Annotated in this window: 1 protein-coding gene; it reads right to left on the bottom strand. The window is 62.9% G+C overall.

Annotated elements, in window-relative coordinates:
- On the bottom strand, positions 1–542 hold a 542-nt coding region (locus CXQ97_RS21230), incomplete at both ends, for an ATPase domain-containing protein (protein WP_181035172.1).

Here is a 542-nt window from a genome sequence, read left to right as displayed (position 1 = left end):
TCCATGGGTAGGCCAAGCGCCCGCCCGCGCGCCAGCAGGGTGCTGATGTTCTCGTCGAAGACGAAGAAGGCGACCTGCTCACCGCGCTCGCATGCCGCTACTGCGTAGCTCAATGCCAGCGAGGATTTGCCGACACCCGCCGCACCGACCAGAAGCGCATTGGTGCCGCGCTCCAGACCACCGCCTAGCATCTTGTCCAGTGCCGGATTACCGGACGAAGCTAACTCTCCAGAGAAGCAAGAGTGATGCTCCGCGGCGATGAGGCGTGGGTAGATCTGCAGGCCGCCCTTGCGGATGGCGAAGTCGTGATAGCCCCCGCGGAACTGGATGCCGCGCATCTTGATCACGCGCAGGCGTCTGCGCTCGGCGCCGTAGTCGATAGCCAACTGCTCCAACATGACCACACCGTGGGAGATGGAATGCAGCTGTAGGTCGCCCATCTCCGAGGTCTGGTCGTCGAGCAGAATCACCGTGCAGTTGCGAGTGGTAAAGAAGTGCTTGAGCGCCAATACCTGCCGGCGGTAGCGCAACGGGCTTTGCGC

This window comes from Arthrobacter sp. B0490, assembly GCF_002929355.1.
GTDB lineage: Bacteria > Actinomycetota > Actinomycetes > Actinomycetales > Micrococcaceae > Arthrobacter_D.
The sequence above is the reverse complement of the archived record's forward strand: the minus strand, read 5'-3'. Positions and strand labels throughout refer to the sequence as shown.